Raw genomic sequence first — 950 nt, 5'->3', positions numbered from 1 at the left:
TTGGTGATGTGTTGGGGCAGGCGGGGGCGGCCGGTGAGCCAGCCACCGTCGGTGTCGAGGTGGACCTGCACCCGGTAGCGAGCCCGCCGGGCAGCTCCACCCGAGCCGTCACTGCCTGCGGCGTCGAGGGAGCGGGTGGCGAGCAGGATGAGGGCGTCGGCCCAGGTGACGCGGGGCCGGCCTCCGTCGGTGCAGTACTGGTCGGGGTGCAGGACGTCCCCGTTGAGGGCCTGCTTCTGCTCGTCGCTCACACCGCCGTCAGCGTCGCGGACGCTCTCGGGGGTGAGGGCGTGGAAGAGATGGTCCTTGGCCTCGGCGAGGGCTGACTCGACGAGCGCGCCGACCTCGGCCGGCGCGTCGTAGCGCAGCCGGAACCGCCCGTCGGCGTCGAGGCCCATGCTCAGGCGGGCCGGCTCCACCGGCGCCCGCTTCTCCGACCCACCGTCGCCGCAGTCGCCGCCCTCCCCGCCGCTCTCGTCACCGCTCTCGTCACCAGGCGGTATCTCGCCGGGCAGGATCTCTCCGGGCAGGATCTCTCCGGGCAGGCCCCGGCCGCGGTCGTCGACGCTGTCGGGTTGGAGGGTGAAGTCGTAGCGGGTGACGGTGCGCTGCAGCTGGGTCACCGTCGCGTGCCGGGCGAACTCCGCGACCGTCGTGTCGAACGCGGCCGGGGTGTGCCGGGCCACCACCGCCGCCTGGTCCAAGCTGATCCGCCCCTCCCGCAACGCGGCGACGGTGGCGGGCAGCTCCCCGGCGCGGCGGGCCAGCAGCACCATCGCACCGGCCTGACCCCGCGAGAGGCCCGCCCGGAGCATCAGCCAGTGCTCCGGCGACCGCAGCCCCGCGGCCTGCCAGGACCCGTCGGCCAGGACCGCGACGACGAAGTCGACGAGCCGGGCGTGCGCGTCGTGCAGGTCGGCGGCCAGGGACGCGACGTGGTCCCAGTCCTG

Annotated in this window: 1 protein-coding gene; it reads right to left on the bottom strand. The window is 74.8% G+C overall.

The window, feature by feature from the left end; genetic code table 11:
- Positions 1-950 (bottom strand): DUF222 domain-containing protein (locus AB4Y83_RS22670; RefSeq protein WP_442298279.1); only part of this gene is annotated, 950 nt, incomplete at both ends.

Source organism: Terrabacter sp. RAF57 (assembly GCF_052113925.1).
Taxonomy (GTDB): domain Bacteria; phylum Actinomycetota; class Actinomycetes; order Actinomycetales; family Dermatophilaceae; genus Terrabacter.
This window is presented reverse-complemented; position numbering and strand designations above follow the sequence as displayed.